This window comes from Pseudomonas sp. KK4 (assembly GCF_001984065.1).
GTDB lineage: Bacteria > Pseudomonadota > Gammaproteobacteria > Pseudomonadales > Pseudomonadaceae > Aquipseudomonas.
Window position 1 is genome coordinate 1 of the sequence record NZ_LYVP01000028.1, and the last position, 22,166, is coordinate 22,166.

The following is a 22,166-nucleotide window of genomic DNA, read 5'->3' on the forward strand; positions in this document are numbered from 1 at the left end:
GTGTGTCAGTCTGCGTAATTATTGACTGACACACCGCCTTCGCGAGCAAGCCCGCTCCCACAGGGGTCGTGTGCTGTTCAGACTATTTACGATTCAACATCACCGGCAACTGCGCCACCGGTTAGATGCGACCCTAGCAGATCTGCTAGTAGACAAATTAGCGTTGTTAACCAAAACTGAATTTCCTGGATCAAAAGCCTTCAGGAGTTCAGTTTATGTCTAACCCTGATAATGATGATGTCCAATGTCGGTATCACTACGATCCGTTAGACCGAATGATCGGCACGACACCTTCGAGGAGTGGCGGAGTTCAGCGGTTCTATAATAAGAGTCGGTTGACCACGGAATTTCAAGGCGCGATGCGACGGTCAATTGTCCAACACAATGACCAACTTTTAGCTCAGCAAACCAAACAGGACGATTCCGTCGAGATTTCGCTACTCGCGACAGATCAAATGCGCTCGTTATTGCAGTTGATCAAAGTCAGTCGTTCAGCCCCCATTAACTATTCGCCTTATGGATATCATCAGGCAGGAAGCCATTTATTAAGTTCACTGGGGTTTAACGGCGAATGGCGGGATCCAACGACAGAAAATTATTTGCTAGGTAACGGATATCGAGCGTTTAGTCCGTTGTTGATGCAGTTTAATAATTCGGATAATTTAAGTCCATTCGGGAAAGGTGGATTAAATTCGTATGCGTACTGTTTGGGAGATCCGGTTAATCGGGAGGATCCGACTGGCAAATTTTCTTGGTTGAGGGGGATTGACTCAATGTTGGGTATAATCGATAAGGGCACCAGGAATTTTCTTAATTCTGCAAAAAAAGTTAATTTAAAAAGTACGAAAGGGACGCTTTCAGGTAGCAGGGCTAGTGGAAGAGCGACTCAAGATATTCTGGAAAATAAGTTGTCAGCATTTATCAGAAGCGAATATAGAGAGTTTGATCAGTTTCAAAATGAAATGAATAAAAGCCTAGCTAAAACTATTTCCTCGCAAAAAGATTTAAATTCGCTTGTAAAAAATTATAATTACAAATTCGTGTTTACCGATGAGCGCCAGCTAGTTGTCGGAGGTTCTCCCGGCACGAAGCATTATCACTATCTGAGTCATCCGGTGTTGAGCCAGTATTCAAAAAGCCAAAGAATCGTTAGTGCAGGTTACGTGACCAACCGCGGCAATAATGTTTTTGAGCTTGATCACCGTACTGGTCATTATGGAGCCCCCTTTGAAACATTGCTTCCTGTGAGAGCCTATTTGCGGGGGCTGGGAGCGGAAATTACTTTGATACGTTTGTTTTAGTTGATTTTTATATAAGCTAGCTTTCTTTAAGCAAAAACAAGGTTTGCAAAATATATAGAGAGGACCGAACACAGATTAATTGTCATCTTGCCACCTATTTTCTTTAGGGCTCATCATTCCAAGTCTTCCGTTCTATTAAGCCCCAAAGGTTGAGACCTCAGTTACGGTTAAGCATCACCGGCAACTGCGCCACCAACTTCACGTTATTCAACGGCGCCCGAATAAACCCGCGTTGCGTCCCGTCCGGGCCGATCACCGCGAGGTTGCCGCTGTGATCGACCGTGTAGTTGGGCTTGCTGGTATCGGCCGGGATGAACGGGATGCTCACGGCGTTGGCGACTTTCTGCAGCTCTTCCACCGACGTCGGCGTCAGGCCGATGAACTGTGGGTCGAAGTAACCCAGGTACTGCTTGAGCTGCTTGGGCGTGTCGCGGTTAGGGTCGACGCTCACCAGGATGATCTGCAGTTTATCCACAGCCTCTTTGGGCAGTTCACTCTTGATCTGGCGCAGTTGCGCGAGGGTGGTCGGGCAGATGTCCGGGCAGAAGGTGTAGCCGAAGAACAGCAGGCTCCATTTGCCCTTGAGCTCGTTGACCTGCACCGGTTTGCCGTCCTGATCGGTCATGCTCACGTCCGGCAGATTGCGGCTTTGCGGCAGCAGGATGATGCCGGCATCGATCAGCGCTGTCGGGTCGCCCTGGCCTTTGCCGGAGAGCACTTTATTGATGGTCAGGCCCAGGACCAGCGCGATCAGGGCGACAAGGATGAAGACGGTTTTCTGGGTTCGAGTCATAGGTTCAACAATAAGTAGTGGTCTACGAGCAGGGCGATAAACAGCAGGAACAAGTAGTAGATAGAGTACTTGAACGTATTGATCGCCGCGTGCGGCCGAGTGCCACGGTACAGCACCACAGCCCATTGCAGGAACCGCGCGCCCAGGCCGATGGCGCAGATCAGGTAGAGCAGGCCGCTCATGTGGATCACGTAGGGCATCAGGCTCACGGCCAGCAGCGCCCCGGTATAAAGCAGGATATGCACCTTGGTGTAATGCTCGCCGTGGGTCACCGGCAGCATCGGGATGTCGGCCTTGGCGTATTCCTCTTTGCGATGGATCGCCAAGGCCCAGAAGTGCGGCGGGGTCCAGGCGAAGATGATCAGCACCAGCAACAGCGGTTCGGCGCTGACGTGGCCCGTGGCGGCGGTCCAGCCGAGCAGCGGCGGGGCAGCGCCGGCGAGGCCGCCGATGACGATGTTCTGCGGCGTCGCGCGCTTGAGAAACCCGGTGTAGACCACCGCATAGCCGAGCAGCGAAGCGAGGGTCAGCCACGCCGTCAGCGGGTTGGTGAATGCCAGCAGCAGGGCCTGGCCGAGCAGCGCCAGCACCAGGGCAAAGGTCAGCGCGGCGGCCGGTGAGACTCGCCCTTCGGCCAAGGGACGTTTATGGGTGCGGGCCATTACCGCGTCGATCCGCCGGTCCACCACATGATTGACCGCCGCCGCGCCGCCGGCACACAAGGCGATGCCCAGGTTGCCGAACACCAGCACCGTCCACGGCACCCCGGCGCGAGTCGCCAGGAACATCCCCACCAGCGAAGTGATGAGCATCAGCACCACCACCTTGGGCTTGGTCAGTTCCAGGTAGTCGCGCCAGATCGCCTGGCTGGGACGTTCGCCGATCAGAATCGCCATGGCATCTCTCCTTTTATTGTTATGGGCCCGGCTGAATGTTTACGCGGGCTGAAGCGCCAGCGCGTCGGCTGTTTGACCCGGACCAGGCTGGTTCGCGCGTGATAGTTGACCAGCACCATAGTCAGCAACAGTGCGGCGCCACCGGCGTTGTGCGCCACGGCCACCGGCAGCGGCAGGTGAAACAGCACGTTGCTGATGCCCAGGGTGATTTGCGCGGCGAGGGCCACCAGCACCAGGCCGGCGAGCCGGGTCATGCCGACCCCCTTCAGTTGCCAGGCCAGGCCGAGCAACACCAGCGTCACCAGCAGCGCGCCGATGCGATGGGTCAGGTGAATCGCGGTGCGCGCGTCACTGTCCAACTGCCCGCCGAGGTAGTTCGGGCCGATGTGTTGGGTCAGGTGAAAGCCGTTGGCGAAGTCGGCGGCGGGCAGCCATTGGCCGTGGCAGGTCGGGAAATCGATGCAGGCCACGGCGGCATAGTTGGAGCTGACCCAGCCGCCCAGGGCGATTTGCAGGATCACCAGCAGCAACCCGGCGGTCGCCCAATGCTGCAAGCGACGGGGCACGGTCAGTGCCGGCAGCACGCCGGACAGCCGCAATGTCAGCAGAAACAACAGGCTCAACGTAGCAAAGCCACCGAGCAAATGCCCGGTCACCACCTGCGGCCAGAGCTTGAGCGTGACCGTCCACATGCCAAAGGCCGCCTGGGCGAACACCACCCCCAGCAGGAACAGCGGCAGCTTGACCGGTTGCCCGGGATGACGCCGATGCAGCCAGGCCCGCGCGGCCAACAGCGAAATCAGCACCGCCAGGGTGCCGGCGAAATACCGATGGATCATCTCGTTCCAGCCCTTGTGGGCCTCGACCGGGGTGTCCGGAAAATGCAATTCGGCATGGGCCAGTTGGGCTTCGCTTTTCGGCACGCTGATAAAGCCATAGCAGCCGGGCCAGTCGGGGCAGCCGAGGCCGGCGTGGGTCAGACGGGTATAGGCACCGAGCAACACCACAATCAGTGCCAGCAGGGTGGCAAACAGCGCGAGGCGAAATCCAGGTTTGGCCATGACGATGCCCTTATCCGATGTTCGACAGTTTCAACAGGTGCTGCATGTCCTTGAGCAGGTCCTTGCCGTTGACCGACGGGTCGTAGCGCAGCACCAGATTGCCGTGGGGATCGATGATCCACAGTTGCGGCGCCGCAGGGTCTGCAGCGGTTTTGCTGAAACTGCCGAGGTCCAGCGGGTAGCGCTGCAACTGCGGATATTCGCGGGTCAGTTTGGCGTCGTAATCGGCGCTCAGCGGCTGCGCCGTGGCGATGGCGTGACTGGCCCGGCCGGCCTCGCGGCCCAGGCCGATCTGGATCTGTCGCGCCAGGTAGACCAGTTGCTGACAGTCTGCGGCGCACGCTTTGGGCGCGGTCACCAGCAACTGCCAGCGTTGCTCGTCGGCCTGCACGCCGAGATCGGCGCGGGTCTGTCCGTTGCCGATCAGCTCGCCGTGATAGCTGCGACCGTCCGGTACCCAGAACTGCAATTTGTACATGCCGGTGGCGAGGATCATCGGGCCGATCACCCCCAGCAGGATCAGCAGCAGTTGAATGCGTCCCTTGCGCCGCGTCGCGGGTGTTTTGGCCTCAGACATGCTGGGTGGATTCATGGCCGCTCCCATGGTGTTTCTCCTTTGCGTTGTGCCAGCCGAGGTAGAGATAGAGGCCGAGCAGGGCGAGCGACATGGCAAACCACTGCACGGCGTAGGCGATGTGTTTTTCCGGGCCCATGGCAACCACCGGCCAATAGGCCTGGTAGGTCGCGGTGCCCGGTTCTGCGCGTAATTCGTAGGCGAAGCCCTCGCGGTCCAGGGCGGTCCAGAGGGCGTTCGGGTCGATGGCCGTCAGCAGTTTTGGCCAGGTGCTGGTGCTGGGGTCGGCGTGCAACTGGAAGGCTGCGCCGGGGGACACATAGACCCAGGCGTCTATGTTCAGCACTTCGCTGGGCGTCGCGAATTGTGGCGGCGTGCGGCGATCCGGCCACGGCAACCAGCCGCGATTGACCAGCAGCCACAGCCCTGTCGCCTGATCCTCAAAGGGTTGCAGCAACTCGACGCCGACCTTGCCGCCGCGCTGACGGTTATCCAGCAACAGGCTGTGGGCGGCATCGAACCGACCTTTTAGATGGACCCGGCGAAAGGCTGGATCTGCCGTGTGCAGCAATTCGGTGCTGGCCATCGGCTCGGCGGCCCGGCGTTCGGCGTAGGTGTGCAGCAGCGCGTTTTTCTCCGCGCCTCGGCTCAACTGCCAGAACCCGAGGGACACCAGCAGCGGTAGCAAGAGTGCGACCACCAGCGTCGGTACAACGCCCGGCCGAAAGCGCTTCATGGCGCGGCCAGAAAGTCGGTCAGTGCGATAGCTATACTCAAGTGCATCGCTTGTCCCCCCGGAGTTCCACCATGCTCAAAGCAGCCATCGTCCTGATGCTGATTGCCACGGTTGTCAGCCTGTTCAGCGGCCTGTTTTTTCTGGTCAAGGACGACAGCCGTTCAAACCGCGTCGTCATTGCCTTGAGTGTCCGTGTCGCCTTGGCCGCCGTGACCGTGGGCTTGATTGCCTGGGGTTTCTTCAGCGGCCAGTTGGTGTCGCATGCGCCCTGGTAAGCGTTAGAGCACGTAGACGAAAACGAACAACCCGATCCACACCACGTCCACGAAGTGCCAATACCAACTCGCTGCCTCGAAGCCGAATTGATGGTCGTTGTCGAAGTGCCCGCGCATGATCCGCATCAGCATCACGAACAGGATGATGGTGCCGATGGTCACGTGGGCCCCGTGGAACCCGGTGAGCATGAAAAACGTCGCGCCGTAGATACCCGAGCCCAGGGTCAGGCCCAGTTCGTGGTAGGCGTGCATGTACTCTTCGGCCTGAAAGCCGAGGAACGCGCAGCCCAGCAGCACGGTGATCGCCAGCCACAGTTTCAAGGCGCCGCGATGGCCCTTCTTCAAGGCGTGGTGAGCGATGGTCACGGTGACGCTGGAGCTCACCAGCAGCACGGTGTTGAGCAGCGGCAGGCCCCAGGGGCTGATGACCTCCTTGGGCGGCGGGAACAGTTTCGAGTCCGGGTTGTTCAGCAACGGCCAGACGAATTCGAAGTTCGGCCAGAGCATGTGCGCGATGCCTTTCGGGCCTTCGCCACCGAGGGCCGGACCGGACACGTGGCGTACGTAAAACAGCGCGCCGAAGAAGGCGATGAAGAACATCACCTCCGAGAAAATGAACCAGCTCATGCCCCAGCGGAACGAGCGATCCATCTGCGCGCTGTAGAGCCCGGCGCGACCTTCCTTGATCACGGTGCCGAACCAGCCGAACAGCATGTAGGCCAGCAACAGGCCACCGACGAAAAAGATCAGCGGGCCGTGGGATTCGGGCCGCGCCGCCTTCAGGTCGTTGAACCAGGTGGCCAGGCCGAACACCGTGACGAACATCCCGATCGTGGCGATGATCGGCCATTTGCTCTGGGCCGGGACGTAATAATGTTCATGAGTTGCCATTTATTGTTCTCCTTATCGGGCACGCTCAACCGCCAGTGTTTACGGCTACCGGTGGATGTCGGGCGGTGATATCGAACAGCGTGTAGGACAGCGTCAGGTGCTTCACATCCTTGGGCATGTCCCGGTCGACAATGAAACGCACCGGCATTTCTATTCGTTCACCGGGCTGCAGCACTTGCTGGGTAAAGCAGAAACATTCGGTCTTGTGGAAATACGCCGCCGCGGTGCTGGGCGCGATGCTCGGCACGGCCTGGGCACTCATCGGCCGGTCCGTGGGGTTGTGCGCCACGAAAATCATTTCGTTCACTGCTCCCGGATTGGCCGTCAGCTCGGCGCCCTTGGGGTAGAAATCCCAAGGCATGTCAGCGGTGTTGGTCGACAGAAACTGCACGCGCACCTGGCGCGAGGTGTCGACCGTCTGCTCGCCTTCGTACTGCCCGGCGGTCTTGCCGTTGATGCCGAACGCCTTGCACATCACGTCGTAGATCGGCACCAGGGCAAACCCGAAGACAAACATCGCCACCACCACCAGCAGCAGGCGGGTGACGAGTTTCTTCATTGAAATCGAGTCAGCCATGATTACTGCCCTCCACCGATTCCCCTTGTGGGAGCGGGCTTGCTCGCGAATGCATCCGGTCAGTCAACTTTTCCGTTGAATGATGAAGCGCTTTCGCGAGCAAGCCCGCTCCCACAGGGAATGGCGTATTCATTTCACTTCCGGCGGCGTGGTGAAGGTGTGATACGGCGCCGGTGACGGGATGCTCCACTCCAGGCCTTCGGCCCCATCCCATGGCTTGGCTGGTGCTGGCGGGCCGCCGCGGATGGTCTTGATCACGATGAACAGGAAGAACAGCTGCGTGGTACCAAACATGAACGCGCCGATCGACGACACCATGTTGAAGTCGGCGAACTGCAGGTTGTAGTCCGGAATCCGCCGCGGCATGCCCGCCAGCCCCACGAAGTGCATCGGGAAGAAGGCCATGTTCATGCCGATGAACGACAGCCAGAAATGCAGCTTGCCGAGGGTTTCGTCGTACATGTGGCCGGTCCACTTCGGCATCCAGTAGTAGGCCGAGGCGAAGATCCCGAAGATCGCCCCCGGCACCAGCACGTAGTGGAAGTGCGCGACCACGAAGTAGGTGTCCTGGTACTGGAAGTCCGCCGGGGCGATGGCCAGCATCAACCCGGAGAAACCGCCGATGGAGAACAGGATCACGAACGCCACCGCGAACAGCATCGGCGTCTCGAAGGTCAGTGAGCCTTGCCACATGGTGCTGGCCCAGTTGAACACCTTCACACCGGTCGGAACGGCGATCAGCAGCGTGGCGTACATGAAGAACAGTTCGCCCACCAACGGAATGCCCACTACGAACATATGGTGCGCCCAGACGATGAACGACAGGAACGCGATGCTCGCCGTGGCGTAGACCATCGAGGTGTAGCCGAACAGTGGCTTGCGCGAGAAGGTCGGGATGATCGAGCTGACCGCGCCGAAGGCCGGCAGGATCATGATGTACACCTCGGGGTGGCCGAAGAACCAGAACACGTGCTGGAACAGGACCGGGTCCCCGCCACCGGCGGCACTGAAGAAACTGGTGCCGAAGTGGATGTCCATCAGCATCATCGTCACGCACCCGGCCAGCACCGGCATCACCGCGATCAGCAGGAACGCGGTGATCAGCCAGGTCCAGACGAACAGCGGCATTTTCATCAGGGTCATGCCGGGGGCGCGCAGGTTGAGGATGGTGGCGATCACGTTGATCGCACCCATGATCGAACTGATCCCCATCAAGTGAATGGCGAAGATGAAGAAGGTCACGCTTTGCGGCGCATAAGTGGTCGACAGCGGGGCGTAGAACGTCCAGCCAAAGTTCGGACCGCCACCGGGCATGAACAGCGTCGACACCAGCAGCAAAAACGCCGCCGGCAACAGCCAGAAGCTGAAGTTGTTCATGCGCGGCAGGGCCATGTCCGGCGCGCCGATCATCAGCGGCACCATCCAGTTGGCCAGGCCGACGAAGGCCGGCATCACTGCACCGAAGACCATCACCAGGCCGTGCATGGTGGTCATCTGGTTGAAGAATTCCGGCTGGACGATTTGCAGCCCCGGCTGGAACAGCTCGGCGCGAATCACCATCGCGAACGAGCCGCCGAGCAGGAACATGGAGAACGCGAACCACAGGTACAGCGTGCCGATGTCCTTGTGGTTGGTGGTCAGTACCCAGCGCATCAGGCCTTTGGCGGGGCCGTGGGCGTGGTCGGCATGACCGTGGTCATCGATGACGGCGCTCATGGCTTGTCTCCTGTCAACGGATGGGCTGGGCGGGTCGAGGCGCCTTGCCTCGACCGGTTGCTGGTGTACGCAATAGACCGGGTCATTTGCTTTCCGCCTGTTTCAGCTCCAGCACTTCTTTGGGAGTGACCATGTCGCCCTTGTTGTTGCCCCAGGCGTTGCGTTCGTAGGTCACGACCGCCGCGATATCGACTTCCGACAGCTGCTTGCCGAACGCCGCCATGGCGGTGCCGGGCTTGCCGTGGAAGACAATGCTCAGGTGGCCCTCTTTCGGTCCGGTGGCGATTTTCGAGCCCTTGAGGGCCGGGAACATCGGCGGCAGGCCCTGCCCTTCAGCCTGGTGACAGGCCACGCAGGTGGTGTGATAGATCTTGTCGCCGCGCTCCTTGAGCTCGTCCAGCGTCCATTCCTTGCTGGTCAGCTCTTTGAGTTGCGCTGCTTCAGCCTTGCGATCGGCCAGCCACTTGTCGTAATCGGCCTTTTCCTTGACGTCGACCACGATCGGCATGAACCCGTGATCCTTGCCGCACAGCTCGGCGCACTGGCCACGGTACAGGCCGGGTTTTTCGATGCGGGTCCAGGCTTCGTTGACGAACCCCGGGATCGCATCGCGCTTGACCGCAAAGGCCGGCACCCACCAGGAATGGATCACGTCCGCCGAGGTCACCAGGAAGCGAACCTTGGCGCCAACGGGCAGCACCAGCGGCTTGTCGACCTCGAGCAAGTAGTGCTCGCCCTTGGTTTCCTTGTTGTGGATCTGATCGGCGGGGGTGGCCAGGTTGCTGAAGAACTCGACGTCCTGGCCCAGGTATTTGTAGTGCCACTTCCACTGATAGCCGGTGACCTGGATATCGATGTCCGGCTCACTGGCGTCGTACATCTTGATCAGGGTCGCCGTCGCCGGAACCGCCATGGCCACCAGGATCAGGAAGGGCACGATGGTCCAGAGGATTTCGACGGTGGTGCTTTCATGAAATTTTGCGGCGACCTGCCCGGTCGAGCGGCGATGCAGAATCATCGACCAGAACATGGCGCCGAAGACGATGATGCCGATCACTACACAGATCCAGAAAATGGTCATGTGCAGGTCAAAAACAGCGTGACTGATTTCAGTCGCTCCAGGCGCCATATTCACAGTCCAGGCAGCGTGCGCCGGGCTGAAAATCGACCACAACAGGAGGCCCATCCAGACATGTGGATGTCGCATCATTGCGGGTTCCCCTTATCGTTCTTTTTATCCCGCCGGCTTTCACCTGCGGCAAGGGAGCGGCTGCATCAGACTACGAACTTGAATTGCCGGGCCTTGCTGCGTGTGCAGTCGGGCGTCATCAGCTAACTCCATTCATGAGCGAGTATAGACAGCGACTCTCACCTCGCAATGTGAAGGCGTAAATCATGTGAAACAGCATTAACTTGCGTTGCAGGTCACGAATGGAGAAGGATGCAGACGAGTGGTGGCAAACCGATATAACGCCGGCGTCTCAAGGATGAAACAATTATGACAAATGCGTCTTAGCATTTTTCGCAAGCCAGCTAAGTTATGTCTTCCCTATTTCATTGCCTTGTTTCCTGGAGTTTTCATGAACACCGCCGCATTGCGCGAGCAGATCCAAAAAGCCCAACAACACGAAGCCGAGACGGGCCTGTTGACCCGTCAGCTGGAAAGCAAACTGCCTCATCTACACCCGGCCATCCAATTGCCGGAAGCGGACGCCAACGGTGTGCTGACACGTTTTGTCGCCGCCTACATCGACGAAGTACCGGATCTGCTGGAAGCAGCCAATGAAGTCGCCAGGGAAGCGGGCATCGAGTCACAGATCAAACCGGTGCTGAAAATCGCCGAGCAGTATTTCCTTCAGCCGCCGGCGATCATGGCCGGGCACGTCGGGCTCGACAGCCTGCTGGACGAAGCGTATCTGGCGCACCGATTCGTCGAAGAGGTCAACGATTTGTACATCAAGCATTTCGGCCAGCCACTGATCCCTTTGGACATGACGGTCGCCAATCTGATTGCTCACCAGTTGATCGGTGAGGAATTTGCCAACCAATTGGACGAGGCGGTGCATCACGCCGTGGACGAAATGCTCAACGACGACAGCTTTGCGCTGGAGTCGGTGGAAGCCTACCGCGAGAAACTCAGCAGCCCGGACACCGGCGCCGCGTGGAAACGCTGGCCGTGCATGTCCCGGCGCTTGGGTGTGGGCCTGGAACTGGATCAGACCGTGGCCTGATCCAAAGGACAACCCCGTCCAAATGTGGGAGCGGGCTTGCTCGCGAAGGCGTCATGTCAGTCGACATCAACGTTGATGACACACCGCTTTCGCGAGCAAGCCCGCTCCCACAGGGGGGGCTCAGCCAGCCGCGCCTATGCCGGTATTGGTCCGCACCCGCCCCTCCAGCCTGCGCTTCAACCCCCGGGACTCGATCAACAGCTTCGAACCCTTGGCCGCGTTCGCCCGACCCCATTCCTCCAGCAACTCCAGACACGAGTGATCGATGTAGCTCAGGTGATTGAGCGGCACATGCACCGTCGTGCCCGGGGCAATGCTGCCCAGTACCCGGGTCAGCGCCGGGACTTTCAGAAACGTCGCCGCCCCCACCAGGCGCAACTCCATTTCACCGTCCCGGGGCAGGTCGATCAGGCTGATTTTCAAGCGTGAGGCCTTCAGCGCCAGCTTCACCAGGGTCAAGCCGAAACCAACCAATACACCGGTCAGCAAGTCAGTGAAGATGATCGCCAGGGCTGTTGCCGCGTAGGTGAACATCGGCATCCGGCCGTAGCGGCCCAAGCCGCGAAAGGCCTTGAGGTCTACCAGTTTGAAACCGGTGTAGACCAGCACGCCAGCCAGGCTCGCCACCGGAATGCGTTGCAGCACGCTCGACAGCAGCAACACGAATCCCAGCAGCCAGAGGCCGTGGAAAATCGTCGAATAGCGGGTAGTGGCGCCGGCCTGGACGTTCGCCGAACTGCGCACGATCACCCCGGTCATCGGCAGTGCACCGAGCACCCCGCAGAGCATGTTGCCGACCCCTTGCGCCGACAGCTCACGGTCGAAGTCCGAACGCTGGCCGCTGTGCATGCGGTCCACGGCGGCGGCGGATAGCAGTGTTTCAGCACTGGCGATGAACGCCACGGCGAACGCGGCGATCAGCAGCGTGGGGTCGGCGAGGTTGAGCAGGTCGGCCGGTTTCAGCCAGTCGATCGCCTCTGCCAGATTCGCCGGGACCTCCACGCGCTTGACCGGCAACGCCAGCAACAGACTGGCGACGGTCGCCAGACCCACCCCCAGCAAGGCGCCGGGAACGAAGCGCAGCGACTGGGGGCGAAATTTCTCCCACAGCCACATCACCGCGATGGTCGAAAGCCCCAGCAGGCCCGCCTGCCAGCCAAACGAAGGCAGCGCCTGGGCCACCGCACCAGGGAACGCCGTGAGGTTATCCAGGCCCGAAGGTTTGGGGGCGGCGTCGAGCATCACATGCACTTGTGAGAGCACGATCAGCACGCCAATCCCGGCGAGCATGCCGTACACCACCGCCGGGGCCGTGACCCGAAACCAGCAGCCGAGTTTGAAGCGCCCGGCCAGCAGTTGCAGAAACCCCGCCAGCAGCAGGATCGGCCCGAGCATGGCCACGCCGTGCTGGCGCACCAGTTCGAACACCAGCACGGCCAGGCCTGCAGCAGGGCCGCTGACTTGCAATGGCGAACCCGCCAGCCAGCCCACGATCAAGCCTCCGACGATCCCGGTAATCAAGCCTTTGGCAGGCGGCAGCCCCGAGGCGATGGCAATGCCCATGCACAAGGGCAGGGCGACCAGAAACACAACCACCGAAGCCAGCAGCTCCCGTGGCAATACAGCTTTGAGTCGAGCGGCACGCATGGTGATTCTCCCGAAGTTTTCTCCAGGCGTGGCGAGGCCGGACCGCTGAAACAGCGGCCGGCGTCAAACCAGGCAGATTTTTAGGAGGATTTAGAAGCGCGCTTTAGGCGTCGCCACCGGAATCGGCAGGCTGCCGTCGAGCGGCAGGAAACGACCCTGGTCCGCGTCGTAGGCTTTGATTGCGCTGGTTTCGATGTCGTAGACCCAGCCATGGATGAACAAATGACCGTTGGCCATGCGCGAGGCCACCGAAGGATGGGTGCGCAGGTGCTGCAATTGAGCGATGACATTTTCCTCGGTGAGGATATGCATGGTCTCGTTTTCGTCGGCGCAATGGCAGTTTTCATGCACCATGGTCTTGGCCACTTCGGCGTGGCGCAACCAGGCTTTGACCGTGGGCATTTTTTCCAGGCTGTCGGGGTTGAGCACCGCACGCATCGCGCCGCAATCGGAATGGCCGCAGATGATGATGTGCTGCACGCCCAGCGCCAGCACCGCGTACTCGATGGCGGTGGAAACACCGCCGTTCATTTGACCGTAGGGCGGTACGACGTTGCCGACGTTGCGGGTCACGAACAGGTCGCCAGGGGAGCTGTGGGTGATGAGTTCGGGCACGATGCGCGAGTCGGCGCAGGTAATGAACATCGCTCGCGGCTGTTGCGCCGTGGCGAGTTTCTTGAAGAGTTCTTCCTGCTGCGGAAAGACCTCATGATGAAAATGCAAAAAGCCGTCGACGATATGCTTCAACGCTGCATCGGCGGATTCCGCTACAGGTTGTGCGCAAGCCGACGCAGCCAACGGCTGTTTATCCTTGTCACTCATGATTCATCCTCTTTGGCGGGCTCAGGGTGTTGTCCCGTATTGTCCGGTGTGAAGCCAGTGGCTGGTTAAAAAACATCCAGGTCATGAGGCTCGACCCGTCAGTCACTCGATGAACAAGGTAGCGGCCGAATCTTAACTCAAACTGAATGGAAGGCTCTAGAACGTGTGTTCCAGGTCACAAAAAACGTGACCGGCCTACTGGTGACGCTGCTTTCCCAGTACTCAACCATAGGTCAATTGTCCTCAAATCAACGACATTTGGCGACCCGGCGGACAGAAGGCGTCGCAGTCCAGGTTGAAGCCCTCCCGGCGATTGAGCCCCAGGCGCTTGATGGTCTTGGCAAAGCGCTGCGCCAGCAGGTCGGCAAACGGGCCTTCGCCGCGCATCCGTGCGCCGAAGCGACTGTCGTATAGTTCACCGCCGCGGCTCTGGCGCATCAGGCTCAGCACATGGGCGGCCCGTTGCGGATAATGGGCGGCCAGCCATTCTTCGAACAGCGGTGCCACTTCCAACGGCAGGCGCAACATCATGTAGGCCGCGCTTTGCGCACCGGCGGCGTGGGCTTCGGTGAGCAGGCTTTCAAGCTCGCTGTCGTTGATCATCGGAATCATCGGAGAACACAGTACGCCCACCGGTATGCCGGCGTCGCGCATGACCCTGATCGCCCGCAAGCGAGCCTTGGGGGCTGCCGCGCGGGGTTCGAGAATACGTTTGAGTTCGTCGTCCAGGCTGGTCAGGCTGATCATCACCGCCACCAGCCGCTGTTGGGCCAGTTCGGTGAGCAGGTCCAGATCACGCAGGATCAGCGAACCCTTGGTAACGATGGTTACCGGGTGGCGATAACGCAGCAGCACTTCCAGGGTTTGCCGGGTGAGTTTGTATTCACGTTCGATGGGCTGATAGGGATCGGTATTGGAGCCCAGATTGATCGGCGCACATTGATAACCGCGCTTGGACAGCTGTTGTTCCAGCACGTCCACGGCGTTGGTCTTGGCGATCAGCCGGGTTTCGAAATCCAGCCCTGGCGACATGTCCCAGTAGGCGTGGCTGGGGCGCGCATAACAATAGATGCAGCCATGTTCGCAACCGCGGTATGGGTTGATCGAGCGATCGAAGGGCAGGTCCGGCGAGTTGTTGCGGGTGATGATGGTCTTGGCAGTCTCGATTTGCACCTCGGTGCCCTGAGTCATCGGCACTTCCTGGTACCAGCCGTCGTCCTCGGCCACCGAGCGATGGGGGGCGAAGCGGTTGTGCGGATTGGTCGCGGTGCCGCGACCGCGAGGGGGCAGTGGGGTTGACATCGGCGCAATCCTTAAGCTGTATATGCATACAGTATCCGAGGTTCGGCCGCTCGACCAGTGCCGTTCGGCTGAAGGATTCAACTGCTGGCAATGGCCGAACTTCGCGGGCTGTTCCGAAGTATGGATGTCATGGCGAGAAACATATGGTTCGTCGTGTTATCCCATCTCATCAGTAACATTGCTGGCACACGAAAGTGTCGTGTATTCATTATTAAAAGGATTTAAATAATGTCGACTTACAATCAACGTGGGGTGTTTCTTCAACTAATGCGCCCGACCATGGTTAATCCAAAAGAAGTCAGGGTTTGCATGCAGTTCGCACTCAAGGAAGAAGGTTACGATCCAGTAAACCGCGATGTCACCTGTTCCTTGCTCGACTCCACGGCCCTTGAGGCCGTATCCAATGACGGCGGCGCCACCTTCACGATCAGGGCGAGTGTGGATGCGGACGGTGATGGCGATATTGATCTGCAAGACAAGGCGATATTGATCGGACTGGCAAAAGCTTATTCAAAGATAATCAATCCCTGATGGGTAAACCTATCATCAGGTCTTGTTCCGGCTGATATGAAAAAACGGCGCGATCATTCGCGCCGTTTTGCATTTCCCCAATTCACGATTCTTTGACGGACACCTCACAGGCCTTTAACCATCGAGCGGCGAAACTGGGCTTCATTCATTCACGCTTCCAAATGGTTGTTCCAGCATGCGCGTGCCTCGTCTTTCATTTGCGACTTTACTGTTGTCACTGTTCGCCATGTTCAACCTGTCGCTGGTCCACGCCGACGATGGCTCACCGGCCCGACCGGCGGAGTGGGCGCAGCCGGTCAACGTTCACTACAACCTGTTCCAGATGACGCCGACGCTGTTCCGTAGCGCGCTGCCCGACACGACTGCCGTGCCGTTGCTGGAAAAGCTCAAGGTCGCCACGGTGATCAACTTTCTTCCCGAACCGGATTCGCGCTGGTTGACCACTCAGGACATCGCTCAGGTGCAATTGCCGTATCGCACCAACCATGTCGATGACGCGGATGTGCTCAAGGCGTTGCGCGCCATCAAGGAGGCTGAAGCCAAGGGCCCGGTGCTGATGCACTGTGAGCACGGTTCCGATCGCACCGGTCTGATGGCAGCCATGTACCGGGTGGTGGTGCAGGGCTGGTCCAAAGAAGAAGCCTTGGGCGAAATGACCCAGGGCGGCTTTGGTGACAGCAAGCACTTCAAGGACGGCGTGCGTTACATGATGCGGGCTGATGTGGACAAACTTCGCACTGCGTTGGCCAATGGTGACTGCAGTACCAGCCTGTTTGCAGCATGCTCGATGAAAAGCTGGTTCCAGTCGGCCCATGTGCAATAGCCGCTGCACCCTCCACCGCCTTGCACGGTAGAGGGTGATTGCTGTGACTCAGTGCTGCTCGTCGGGCTTTTTCTTCAACTTTGGATTCGGGAAAAACTGCACAGCCTGAACCTTGGTGTCCGCCGGCTTCACGGCAGGTGTATTGACCCGCGTACCCAGCTCCTTGGGAACGGACAGCCCCTGTTCGTTCAACGTGTCGGAGTAACCGCAGGCCACGCACTCGCGATGAGGCACGCTGTCTTCACTCCACATCATCAACTTGTCCGGCTCGCTGCAGGCCGGGCACACGGCGCCGGCGATAAAGCGTCGTTTGGTAATCACGGTTGCCTCACTCATGCTGCGGCGCCTTCAGTCAGGCCGCTGTGGCGCAGCAGTGCGTCAATCGACGGCTCGCGGCCACGGAAATCGACGAACAACACCATCGGTTCCTGGGAGCCGCCCCGCGCCAGGATCGCTTCGCGGAAAGCGCGACCGGTCTGGGCATTGAGCACACCTTCTTCCTCGAATTTGGAGAACGCATCCGCCGACAGTACTTCGGCCCATTTGTAGCTGTAGTAACCGGCAGCATAACCGCCGGCGAAAATGTGCGCGAAGCTGTTGGGGAAACGGTTGTAGACCGGCGGCCGCATCACCGATACCTCGTCACGCACGCCTTCGAGCACCTGCGAGACGCTGCGACCGTCGCCGTGGGTGGCGTGCAGTTCGAAGTCGAACAACGAGAACTCCAGCTGACGCACCATCATCAGACCGGACTGGAAGTTTTTCGCCGCGAGCATTTTTTCCAGCAGGTCCTGAGGCAGTGGCTCACCGGTTTCGTAGTGACCGGAAATCAGCGCCAGGCCCTCTGGCTCCCAGCACCAGTTTTCCATGAACTGGCTCGGCAACTCGACCGCATCCCAGGCCACGCCGTTGATGCCGGAGACGCCGGCGTGTTCCACGCGGGTCAGCAGGTGATGCAGGCCATGGCCGAACTCGTGGAACAGGGTGGTGACCTCATCGTGGGTCAGCAGCGCAGGCTTGCCGCTGTCGGCCGGGGTGAAGTTGCACACCAGGTTGGCCACGGGGCTTTGCAGCACGCCTTCGGCGGTGCGGCGACGGTCGCGGGCGCCGTCCATCCAGGCACCGCCACGCTTGTTGGCGCGGGCATACAGGTCGAAGAAGAAGCGCCCGACGTGCTGGCCGTTTTCCTTGATTTCGAACAGGCGAACGTCCGGGTGCCAGGTGTCGAAACCTTTTTGCTCGGTGATCTCGATGCCATACAGGCGTTGCACGATGGCGAACAGGCCGCCCAGTACCTTGTCGATCGGGAAGTAGGCACGCAGGGCTTCCTGGGCAACGCTGTAACGCTGCTCGCGGAGTTTTTCACCGTAGAACCCGCTGTCCCAGCTTTGCAGGTCCGGGCAGCCTTGTTCGGCGGCGTAGGCCTTGAGCTGTTGCAGGTCCTGGGCGGCGAACGGCTTGCTGCGCTTGGCCAGGTCGCGCAGGAAACTGAGCACTTGGTCGCTGGATTCGGCCATTTTGGTGGCCAGGCTCAACTCGGAGAAGCTGGCGAAGCCCAGCAGTTTGGCCAGTTCCTGACGCAGGTCCAGGATCTGTTCCATGACCGGGCCGTTGTCGTTCTGGCCGGCATTCGGGCCTTGGTCCGAGGCGCGGGTGCAGTAGGCGGCGTAGACTTCTTCGCGCAGGGCACGGTCCTGGGCGTAGGTCATCACCGCGTAATAGCTTGGGAACTCCAAGGTGATCAGCCAACCTTCGAGTCCTTTGGCCTGGGCAGCGGCAGCCATTTGCGCCTTGGCCGAATCGGTCAGGCCGGCAAGGGCGGCTTCGTCGGTAACGTGCTTGGTCCAGGCCTGGGTTGCGTCCAGCAACTGGTTGGAGAAACGGCTGCCCAGCTCCGAGAGCTTGCTCTGCACTTCGGCGTAACGTTTCTGTTCGGCTTCCGGCAGGTCGATACCCGACAGGCGGAAGTCGCGCAGTGCGTGTTCGAGAATGGTTTTTTGCGCCACGTCGAAACCGGCGGCTTGCGGGCTGTTGGCCAAGGCTTCATAAGCCTGGAACAGTTCGCGGTTCTGGCCCATTTCGGTGGAGTAGGCGCTCAAGGCCGGCAGGCACGACTCGTAGGCTTCACGCAGTTCGGCGCTGTTGCACACGGCATTCAAGTGACTGACCGGGCTCCAGGCGGCGCCCAGGCGGTCGTTGAGTTCGTCCATCGCCAGCACCAGGCCGGCCCAGGTCGGCTGTTTGCCTTGGGTCTTGAGGATCTCGATAATGGCGGCGCGGTTGTCAGCCAGGATCTGTTCAATGGCCGGTTGCACGTGTTCGGCACGGATCGCGGAGAACGGCGGCAGGTCGTAGGACTGCAAAAGAGGGTTGTTCACGCTCACGGTTGACACCTTGGCTGGAAGAAACATGCAGCCATCTTAATTACAATCGACGCTCACCGCAGCTATCGGCGACAGAGAGAAACCCTATCGTGAACCTTCGCAAGTATCAGAACCACACGCCGCTGCTTTGCAAGGGCGCTTTTGTCGACCGTTCGGCGGTGGTGATCGGCGACGTCGAAGTCGGCGAGGACAGCTCGGTCTGGCCATTGACGGTGATCCGCGGCGACATGCACCGCATCCGCATTGGCGCGCGCACCAGCGTGCAGGACGGCTGCGTACTGCACATCACCCACGCCGGACCGTTCAATCCCGAAGGTTTCCCACTGCTGATCGGTGACGACGTGACCATCGCCCATAAAGTCATGCTGCACGGCTGCACCGTGGGTAGCCGGGTGTTGATCGGCATGGGCAGCATCGTCATGGACGGTGCGGTGGTGGCCGACGATGTGATCATCGGCGCCGGCAGCCTGGTGCCCCCGGGCAAGCGCCTGGAAAGCGGGTTCTTGTATGTGGGCAGTCCGGTGAAACAGATCCGGCCGCTGACGGACAAGGAGCGCGCCTTTTTCACCTACAGCGCGGCCAACTACGTGAAGCTCAAGGACCTGCATCTGGCCGAAGGCTACGACCAGCTCTGACCTGTCTCACCTTTGCCCAGGAATTTCCATGCATTACCAAACGATTCTGTTCGACCTCGACGGCACCCTGACCGACCCACGTGAAGGCATCACCCGTTCGATTCAGTTCGCCCTGGGCAAGCTCGGCATTGACGAACCCGACCTGACCAGACTCGAACATTTCATCGGCCCGCCGTTGTTGCAGGCCTTCATGCAGTTCTATGACTTCGACGAAGCCAAGGCCTGGGAAGCGGTGAATTTCTACCGCGAACGCTTCAAAGTCACCGGTTTGTACGAAAACCGCGTCTTCGACGGCGTCATGCCGCTGCTGGAAACCCTGGGCGGTCAAGGTCGACAGCTCTATATCGCGACCTCCAAGCCATGGGTCTTCGCCCGGGAAATCGCCCGGCACTTCGACTTCGCCAAGCACTTCAAAGTGATCTACGGCAGCGAACTGGACGGCACCCGCACCAACAAGGTCGAGCTGATCGCCCACCTGATGACCGAAGAAAACCTGGACCCGGCCCACACCCTGATGATCGGTGACCGCAAGCACGACCTGATCGGTGCTCGCAGTAACGGCTTGGACGCAGCGGCGGTGGGGTACGGATTCGGCAGCCGAGAAGAGCTCAGCGCAGAAGCGCCGACCTACCATTTTGAGACGCTGGACGAGATGCACCGGGCGTTTTTGCGGCGCTAACCAGGTTGCCTCCGCGGGCAAGCCCGCTGCCACGGGAGCGGGGCGATGGCCAGTCTGTCTGCTGACCTTGAAGTCAATAAAACCGGGGCTTTGCGCCGCATGACAGTTGGTCGAAACAGGGGCTGTTTATCTGTCGTATTGCGGTATACTGCGCGGCCTTCGGCCGGTTCGCCCGGCCATAATTCCGTACAACAAGCCACGCATTTTGCGTGGCTTGTTGTTTTTTGACGCGCCTGCGGGCGCCCAGAGAGAAGAGGCACGACGATGAGTGCACTGGTTGGCGTGATCATGGGCTCCAAGTCCGATTGGTCCACCCTTAGCCACACCGCCGATATGCTGGAAAAGCTCGGCATTCCTTACGAGGTGAAAGTGGTTTCTGCCCACCGCACCCCGGACCTGCTGTTCCAGTACGCTGAAGAAGCCGAGTCGCGTGGCATCGAAGTGATCATCGCCGGTGCCGGGGGCGCGGCCCACCTGCCTGGCATGTGTGCAGCCAAGACTCACCTGCCGGTGCTGGGTGTACCGGTGCAGTCATCGATGCTCTCGGGTGTCGATTCGCTGCTGTCCATCGTGCAGATGCCTGCCGGCATTCCGGTTGCCACACTGGCCATCGGCAAGGCCGGTGCGATCAACGCCGCGCTGCTGTCGGCGAGTATCCTTGGCGCCAAGCACCCACAGTTCCATGATGTGCTCAAAACCTTCCGTGCTGAACAGACAGACAGCGTCCTGGACAATCCAGACCCACGCATCGCCTGAGGTTGTTGACGATGAAGATCGGTGTAATCGGTGGCGGCCAGTTGGGCCGCATGTTGGCGCTGGCGGGCACTCCGCTGGGCATGAACTTCGCTTTCCTGGACCCGGCGCCGGACGCGTGCGCGGCCGCTTTGGGCGAACACCTGCAGGCCGATTACGGCGATCAGGATCACCTGCGTCAGTTGGCCGATGAAGTCGATCTGGTGACTTTCGAGTTCGAAAGCGTCCCAGCGGAAACCGTGGCGTTCCTGTCGCAGTTCGTGCCGGTCTATCCGAGCGCCGAAGCCCTGCGCATTGCCCGTGACCGCTGGTTCGAAAAGAGCATGTTCAAGGAGCTGGGCATTCCGACCCCGGCGTTCGCCGACATCCAGTCCCAGGCTGACCTGGACGCTGCCGTAGCGTCCATCGGCCTGCCGGCGGTACTCAAGACTCGTACCCTGGGGTATGACGGCAAGGGCCAGAAAGTGCTGCGCACCCCTGAGGACGTCGTCGGCACCTTCGCCGAGCTGGGCAGCGTGGCGTGCCTGCTGGAAGGCTTCGTGCCGTTTACCGGTGAGGTCTCGCTGATCGCCGTACGTGCCCGCGATGGTGAAACCCGCTTCTATCCGCTGGTCCACAACACCCACGACAGCGGCATCCTCAAGCTGTCCGTGGCCAGCACTGATCATCCACTGCAAGCCCTGGCTGAAGACTATTCCAGCCGCGTGCTCAAGCAGTTGGATTACGTGGGTGTGATGGCGTTCGAGTTCTTCGAAGTCGACGGTGGCCTCAAGGCCAACGAAATTGCTCCGCGGGTGCACAACTCCGGGCACTGGACCACCGAAGGCGCCGAGTGCAGCCAGTTCGAAAACCACCTGCGGGCGGTGGCCGGTCTGCCGCTGGGTTCGACGGCCAAGGTCGGCGAAAGCGCGATGCTCAATTTCATTGGCAAAGTGCCCGAGACCGAGAAGGTCCTGGCCATCGCCGATTGCCATCTGCACCATTACGGCAAGGCGTTCAAGGTCGGCCGCAAGGTCGGCCACGCCAACCTGCGTTGCGCCGATCGCCAGACGCTGGCCGCGCAGATCCTCAAGGTCGAAGCGCTCATCGCTGAATAATCCGGGTTCCTGTGGCAGCGGCGGAACCATTCCGGGGTCGCCGTTCTCTCATGGCAGGATGCCAAAGTCTGACTAGGCTTTGGCCTATCTACCAAATCAGAGGGAAATGCCATGGGAATTATCGGAACCATCTTTATCGGCTTGATCGTCGGCCTGCTGGCGCGGTTCCTCAAACCGGGCGATGACAGCATGGGCTGGATCATGACCATCCTGCTCGGTATCGGCGGTTCGCTGGCAGCCACTTACGGCGGCCAGGCCTTGGGCATTTATCAGGCAGGCCAAGGCGCCGGCTTCATTGGTGCACTGGTCGGCGCGGTGGTATTGCTGGTGATCTACGGCCTGATCAAAAAGAACTGATTCAAGCGACAAAGTCCTCTCGGCTGCGCAGTCCGGGAGGACTAGAATGCTCGGCGATTGTTTGTCCTTCCTTCACCGAGCACCC

Annotated in this window: 24 protein-coding genes; 10 read left to right on the top strand and 14 right to left on the bottom strand. The window is 59.9% G+C overall.

The window, feature by feature from the left end; translation table 11 throughout:
• Positions 1 to 215 precede the first annotated feature (215 nt).
• On the top strand, positions 216 to 1,301 hold the full coding sequence (locus B0W55_RS12190) for an RHS repeat-associated core domain-containing protein (protein WP_077046250.1): 1,086 nt from the start codon (positions 216 to 218) through the stop codon (positions 1,299 to 1,301).
• A 157-nt stretch (positions 1,302 to 1,458) separates the two neighbouring features.
• Here B0W55_RS12190 and B0W55_RS12195 read toward each other — a convergent pair whose 3' ends face one another.
• The 5 genes from B0W55_RS12195 to B0W55_RS12215 are packed head-to-tail and all read right to left on the bottom strand — an operon-like array spanning position 1,459 to position 5,361.
• A complete protein-coding gene (locus B0W55_RS12195; RefSeq protein WP_077046251.1) occupies positions 1,459 to 2,094 on the bottom strand; it encodes an SCO family protein in 636 nt (211 codons plus the stop codon).
• Positions 2,091 to 2,990, bottom strand: coding sequence for a heme o synthase (gene cyoE / locus B0W55_RS12200; RefSeq protein WP_077046252.1), 900 nt, complete (start codon positions 2,988 to 2,990; stop codon positions 2,091 to 2,093). Before cyoE ends, B0W55_RS12195 begins: the two co-directional genes overlap by 4 nt.
• Entirely contained in the window at positions 2,978 to 4,051 is a 1,074-nt protein-coding gene (locus tag B0W55_RS12205) for a heme A synthase (RefSeq protein ID WP_077046253.1), read from the bottom strand. Before B0W55_RS12205 ends, cyoE begins: the two co-directional genes overlap by 13 nt.
• Positions 4,052 to 4,061: 10 nt before the next feature.
• Positions 4,062 to 4,655, bottom strand: a complete 594-nt coding sequence (locus B0W55_RS12210) for a hypothetical protein (RefSeq protein WP_077046254.1) — start codon at positions 4,653 to 4,655, stop codon at positions 4,062 to 4,064.
• A complete protein-coding gene (locus tag B0W55_RS12215) occupies positions 4,621 to 5,361 on the bottom strand; it encodes an SURF1 family protein (protein ID WP_077046255.1) in 741 nt (246 codons plus the stop codon). The genes B0W55_RS12210 and B0W55_RS12215 overlap by 35 nt, the downstream gene beginning before the upstream one ends.
• Before the next feature lie 71 nt (positions 5,362 to 5,432).
• Between B0W55_RS12215 and B0W55_RS12220 the strand changes: the two genes are divergently transcribed.
• The gene (locus B0W55_RS12220; protein ID WP_077046256.1) at positions 5,433 to 5,636 is read left to right on the top strand and encodes a twin transmembrane helix small protein; all 204 of its coding nucleotides are present in this window, start codon (positions 5,433 to 5,435) and stop codon (positions 5,634 to 5,636) included.
• Positions 5,637 to 5,639: 3 nt separating this feature from the next.
• Here the strand turns inward: B0W55_RS12220 and B0W55_RS12225 are convergent, their stop codons facing one another.
• From B0W55_RS12225 to coxB, 4 genes are all read right to left on the bottom strand, one after another.
• Positions 5,640 to 6,527, bottom strand: a complete 888-nt coding sequence (locus B0W55_RS12225; RefSeq protein WP_077046257.1) for a cytochrome c oxidase subunit 3 — start codon at positions 6,525 to 6,527, stop codon at positions 5,640 to 5,642.
• A gap of 25 nt (positions 6,528 to 6,552) precedes the next feature.
• Entirely contained in the window at positions 6,553 to 7,104 is a 552-nt protein-coding gene (locus B0W55_RS12230) for a cytochrome c oxidase assembly protein (protein WP_077046258.1), read from the bottom strand.
• A gap of 129 nt (positions 7,105 to 7,233) precedes the next feature.
• Complete coding sequence (ctaD, locus tag B0W55_RS12235) at positions 7,234 to 8,820, bottom strand: cytochrome c oxidase subunit I (RefSeq protein WP_077046259.1); 1,587 nt, start codon at positions 8,818 to 8,820, stop codon at positions 7,234 to 7,236.
• An 82-nt stretch (positions 8,821 to 8,902) separates the two neighbouring features.
• On the bottom strand, positions 8,903 to 10,030 hold the full coding sequence (gene coxB / locus B0W55_RS12240) for a cytochrome c oxidase subunit II (RefSeq protein ID WP_077046260.1): 1,128 nt from the start codon (positions 10,028 to 10,030) through the stop codon (positions 8,903 to 8,905).
• Positions 10,031 to 10,400: 370 nt separating this feature from the next.
• On the opposite strand from coxB, the gene B0W55_RS12245 reads away from it, so the two are divergent.
• Positions 10,401 to 11,051 (top strand): hypothetical protein, encoded by a 651-nt coding sequence (locus tag B0W55_RS12245; RefSeq protein WP_077046261.1) that lies wholly within the window; start codon positions 10,401 to 10,403, stop codon positions 11,049 to 11,051.
• A gap of 120 nt (positions 11,052 to 11,171) precedes the next feature.
• Here the strand turns inward: B0W55_RS12245 and B0W55_RS12250 are convergent, their stop codons facing one another.
• From B0W55_RS12250 to B0W55_RS12260, 3 genes are all read right to left on the bottom strand, one after another.
• A complete protein-coding gene (locus B0W55_RS12250) occupies positions 11,172 to 12,698 on the bottom strand; it encodes a SulP family inorganic anion transporter (protein WP_077046262.1) in 1,527 nt (508 codons plus the stop codon).
• Positions 12,699 to 12,788: 90 nt separating this feature from the next.
• Positions 12,789 to 13,520 carry a carbonic anhydrase gene (locus B0W55_RS12255; RefSeq protein WP_077046263.1) on the bottom strand — a complete coding sequence of 244 codons (732 nt, stop codon included), beginning with the start codon at positions 13,518 to 13,520 and terminating at the stop codon, positions 12,789 to 12,791.
• A 243-nt stretch (positions 13,521 to 13,763) separates the two neighbouring features.
• Positions 13,764 to 14,822, bottom strand: a complete 1,059-nt coding sequence (locus B0W55_RS12260; RefSeq protein WP_077046264.1) for a PA0069 family radical SAM protein — start codon at positions 14,820 to 14,822, stop codon at positions 13,764 to 13,766.
• 228 nt (positions 14,823 to 15,050) lie between these two features.
• Here B0W55_RS12260 and B0W55_RS12265 point away from each other — a divergent pair, with 228 nt between their 5' ends.
• Together B0W55_RS12265 and B0W55_RS12270 are read left to right on the top strand one after the other, a co-directional pair.
• Positions 15,051 to 15,353, top strand: a complete 303-nt coding sequence (locus tag B0W55_RS12265) for a hypothetical protein (RefSeq protein WP_077046265.1) — start codon at positions 15,051 to 15,053, stop codon at positions 15,351 to 15,353.
• Between the two features lie 175 nt (positions 15,354 to 15,528).
• On the top strand, positions 15,529 to 16,176 hold the full coding sequence (locus B0W55_RS12270; RefSeq protein WP_077046266.1) for a tyrosine-protein phosphatase: 648 nt from the start codon (positions 15,529 to 15,531) through the stop codon (positions 16,174 to 16,176).
• 48 nt (positions 16,177 to 16,224) lie between these two features.
• Here the strand turns inward: B0W55_RS12270 and B0W55_RS12275 are convergent, their stop codons facing one another.
• Positions 16,225 to 16,512 carry a YheV family putative zinc ribbon protein gene (locus B0W55_RS12275; protein ID WP_077046267.1) on the bottom strand — a complete coding sequence of 96 codons (288 nt, stop codon included), beginning with the start codon at positions 16,510 to 16,512 and terminating at the stop codon, positions 16,225 to 16,227.
• A complete protein-coding gene (prlC, locus tag B0W55_RS12280; protein WP_077046268.1) occupies positions 16,509 to 18,560 on the bottom strand; it encodes an oligopeptidase A in 2,052 nt (683 codons plus the stop codon). The genes B0W55_RS12275 and prlC overlap by 4 nt, the downstream gene beginning before the upstream one ends.
• An 89-nt stretch (positions 18,561 to 18,649) precedes the next feature.
• Between prlC and B0W55_RS12285 the strand changes: the two genes are divergently transcribed.
• The 5 genes from B0W55_RS12285 (at position 18,650) to B0W55_RS12305 (ending at position 22,081) form a co-directional block, all read left to right on the top strand.
• Positions 18,650 to 19,195, top strand: coding sequence for a gamma carbonic anhydrase family protein (locus B0W55_RS12285; protein WP_077046269.1), 546 nt, complete (start codon positions 18,650 to 18,652; stop codon positions 19,193 to 19,195).
• Between the two features lie 28 nt (positions 19,196 to 19,223).
• Entirely contained in the window at positions 19,224 to 19,874 is a 651-nt protein-coding gene (locus B0W55_RS12290) for an HAD family hydrolase (protein WP_077046270.1), read from the top strand.
• Positions 19,875 to 20,138: 264 nt separating this feature from the next.
• Complete coding sequence (gene purE, locus B0W55_RS12295) at positions 20,139 to 20,630, top strand: 5-(carboxyamino)imidazole ribonucleotide mutase (protein WP_077046271.1); 492 nt, start codon at positions 20,139 to 20,141, stop codon at positions 20,628 to 20,630.
• A gap of 11 nt (positions 20,631 to 20,641) precedes the next feature.
• Positions 20,642 to 21,724: a 5-(carboxyamino)imidazole ribonucleotide synthase gene (locus tag B0W55_RS12300; RefSeq protein WP_077046272.1), complete on the top strand. Its 1,083-nt coding sequence runs from the start codon at positions 20,642 to 20,644 to the stop codon at positions 21,722 to 21,724.
• A 111-nt stretch (positions 21,725 to 21,835) separates the two neighbouring features.
• Positions 21,836 to 22,081: a GlsB/YeaQ/YmgE family stress response membrane protein gene (locus B0W55_RS12305; RefSeq protein ID WP_008030708.1), complete on the top strand. Its 246-nt coding sequence runs from the start codon at positions 21,836 to 21,838 to the stop codon at positions 22,079 to 22,081.
• Positions 22,082 to 22,166 lie beyond the last annotated feature (85 nt).

Excerpts from the sequence above, each read along its gene's own strand:
- coxB (WP_077046260.1), bottom strand. The coding sequence starts at position 10,030 with ATGATGCGACATCCACATGTCTGGATGGGCCTCCTGTTGTGGTCGATT.
- B0W55_RS12195 (WP_077046251.1), bottom strand. The coding sequence starts at position 2,094 with ATGACTCGAACCCAGAAAACCGTCTTCATCCTTGTCGCCCTGATCGCG.
- B0W55_RS12215 (WP_077046255.1), bottom strand. The coding sequence starts at position 5,361 with ATGAAGCGCTTTCGGCCGGGCGTTGTACCGACGCTGGTGGTCGCACTC.
- B0W55_RS12260 (WP_077046264.1), bottom strand. The coding sequence starts at position 14,822 with ATGTCAACCCCACTGCCCCCTCGCGGTCGCGGCACCGCGACCAATCCG.
- B0W55_RS12205 (WP_077046253.1), bottom strand. The coding sequence starts at position 4,051 with ATGGCCAAACCTGGATTTCGCCTCGCGCTGTTTGCCACCCTGCTGGCA.
- B0W55_RS12220 (WP_077046256.1), top strand. The coding sequence starts at position 5,433 with ATGCTCAAAGCAGCCATCGTCCTGATGCTGATTGCCACGGTTGTCAGC.
- B0W55_RS12250 (WP_077046262.1), bottom strand. The coding sequence starts at position 12,698 with ATGCGTGCCGCTCGACTCAAAGCTGTATTGCCACGGGAGCTGCTGGCT.
- B0W55_RS12270 (WP_077046266.1), top strand. The coding sequence starts at position 15,529 with ATGCGCGTGCCTCGTCTTTCATTTGCGACTTTACTGTTGTCACTGTTC.
- B0W55_RS12255 (WP_077046263.1), bottom strand. The coding sequence starts at position 13,520 with ATGAGTGACAAGGATAAACAGCCGTTGGCTGCGTCGGCTTGCGCACAA.
- B0W55_RS12305 (WP_008030708.1), top strand. The coding sequence starts at position 21,836 with ATGGGAATTATCGGAACCATCTTTATCGGCTTGATCGTCGGCCTGCTG.
- B0W55_RS12210 (WP_077046254.1), bottom strand. The coding sequence starts at position 4,655 with ATGGGAGCGGCCATGAATCCACCCAGCATGTCTGAGGCCAAAACACCC.
- cyoE (WP_077046252.1), bottom strand. The coding sequence starts at position 2,990 with ATGGCGATTCTGATCGGCGAACGTCCCAGCCAGGCGATCTGGCGCGAC.
- B0W55_RS12300 (WP_077046272.1), top strand. The coding sequence starts at position 20,642 with ATGAAGATCGGTGTAATCGGTGGCGGCCAGTTGGGCCGCATGTTGGCG.
- B0W55_RS12275 (WP_077046267.1), bottom strand. The coding sequence starts at position 16,512 with ATGAGTGAGGCAACCGTGATTACCAAACGACGCTTTATCGCCGGCGCC.
- B0W55_RS12265 (WP_077046265.1), top strand. The coding sequence starts at position 15,051 with ATGTCGACTTACAATCAACGTGGGGTGTTTCTTCAACTAATGCGCCCG.
- B0W55_RS12245 (WP_077046261.1), top strand. The coding sequence starts at position 10,401 with ATGAACACCGCCGCATTGCGCGAGCAGATCCAAAAAGCCCAACAACAC.
- B0W55_RS12190 (WP_077046250.1), top strand. The coding sequence starts at position 216 with ATGTCTAACCCTGATAATGATGATGTCCAATGTCGGTATCACTACGAT.
- ctaD (WP_077046259.1), bottom strand. The coding sequence starts at position 8,820 with ATGAGCGCCGTCATCGATGACCACGGTCATGCCGACCACGCCCACGGC.
- purE (WP_077046271.1), top strand. The coding sequence starts at position 20,139 with ATGAGTGCACTGGTTGGCGTGATCATGGGCTCCAAGTCCGATTGGTCC.
- B0W55_RS12225 (WP_077046257.1), bottom strand. The coding sequence starts at position 6,527 with ATGGCAACTCATGAACATTATTACGTCCCGGCCCAGAGCAAATGGCCG.
- B0W55_RS12230 (WP_077046258.1), bottom strand. The coding sequence starts at position 7,104 with ATGGCTGACTCGATTTCAATGAAGAAACTCGTCACCCGCCTGCTGCTG.
- B0W55_RS12290 (WP_077046270.1), top strand. The coding sequence starts at position 19,224 with ATGCATTACCAAACGATTCTGTTCGACCTCGACGGCACCCTGACCGAC.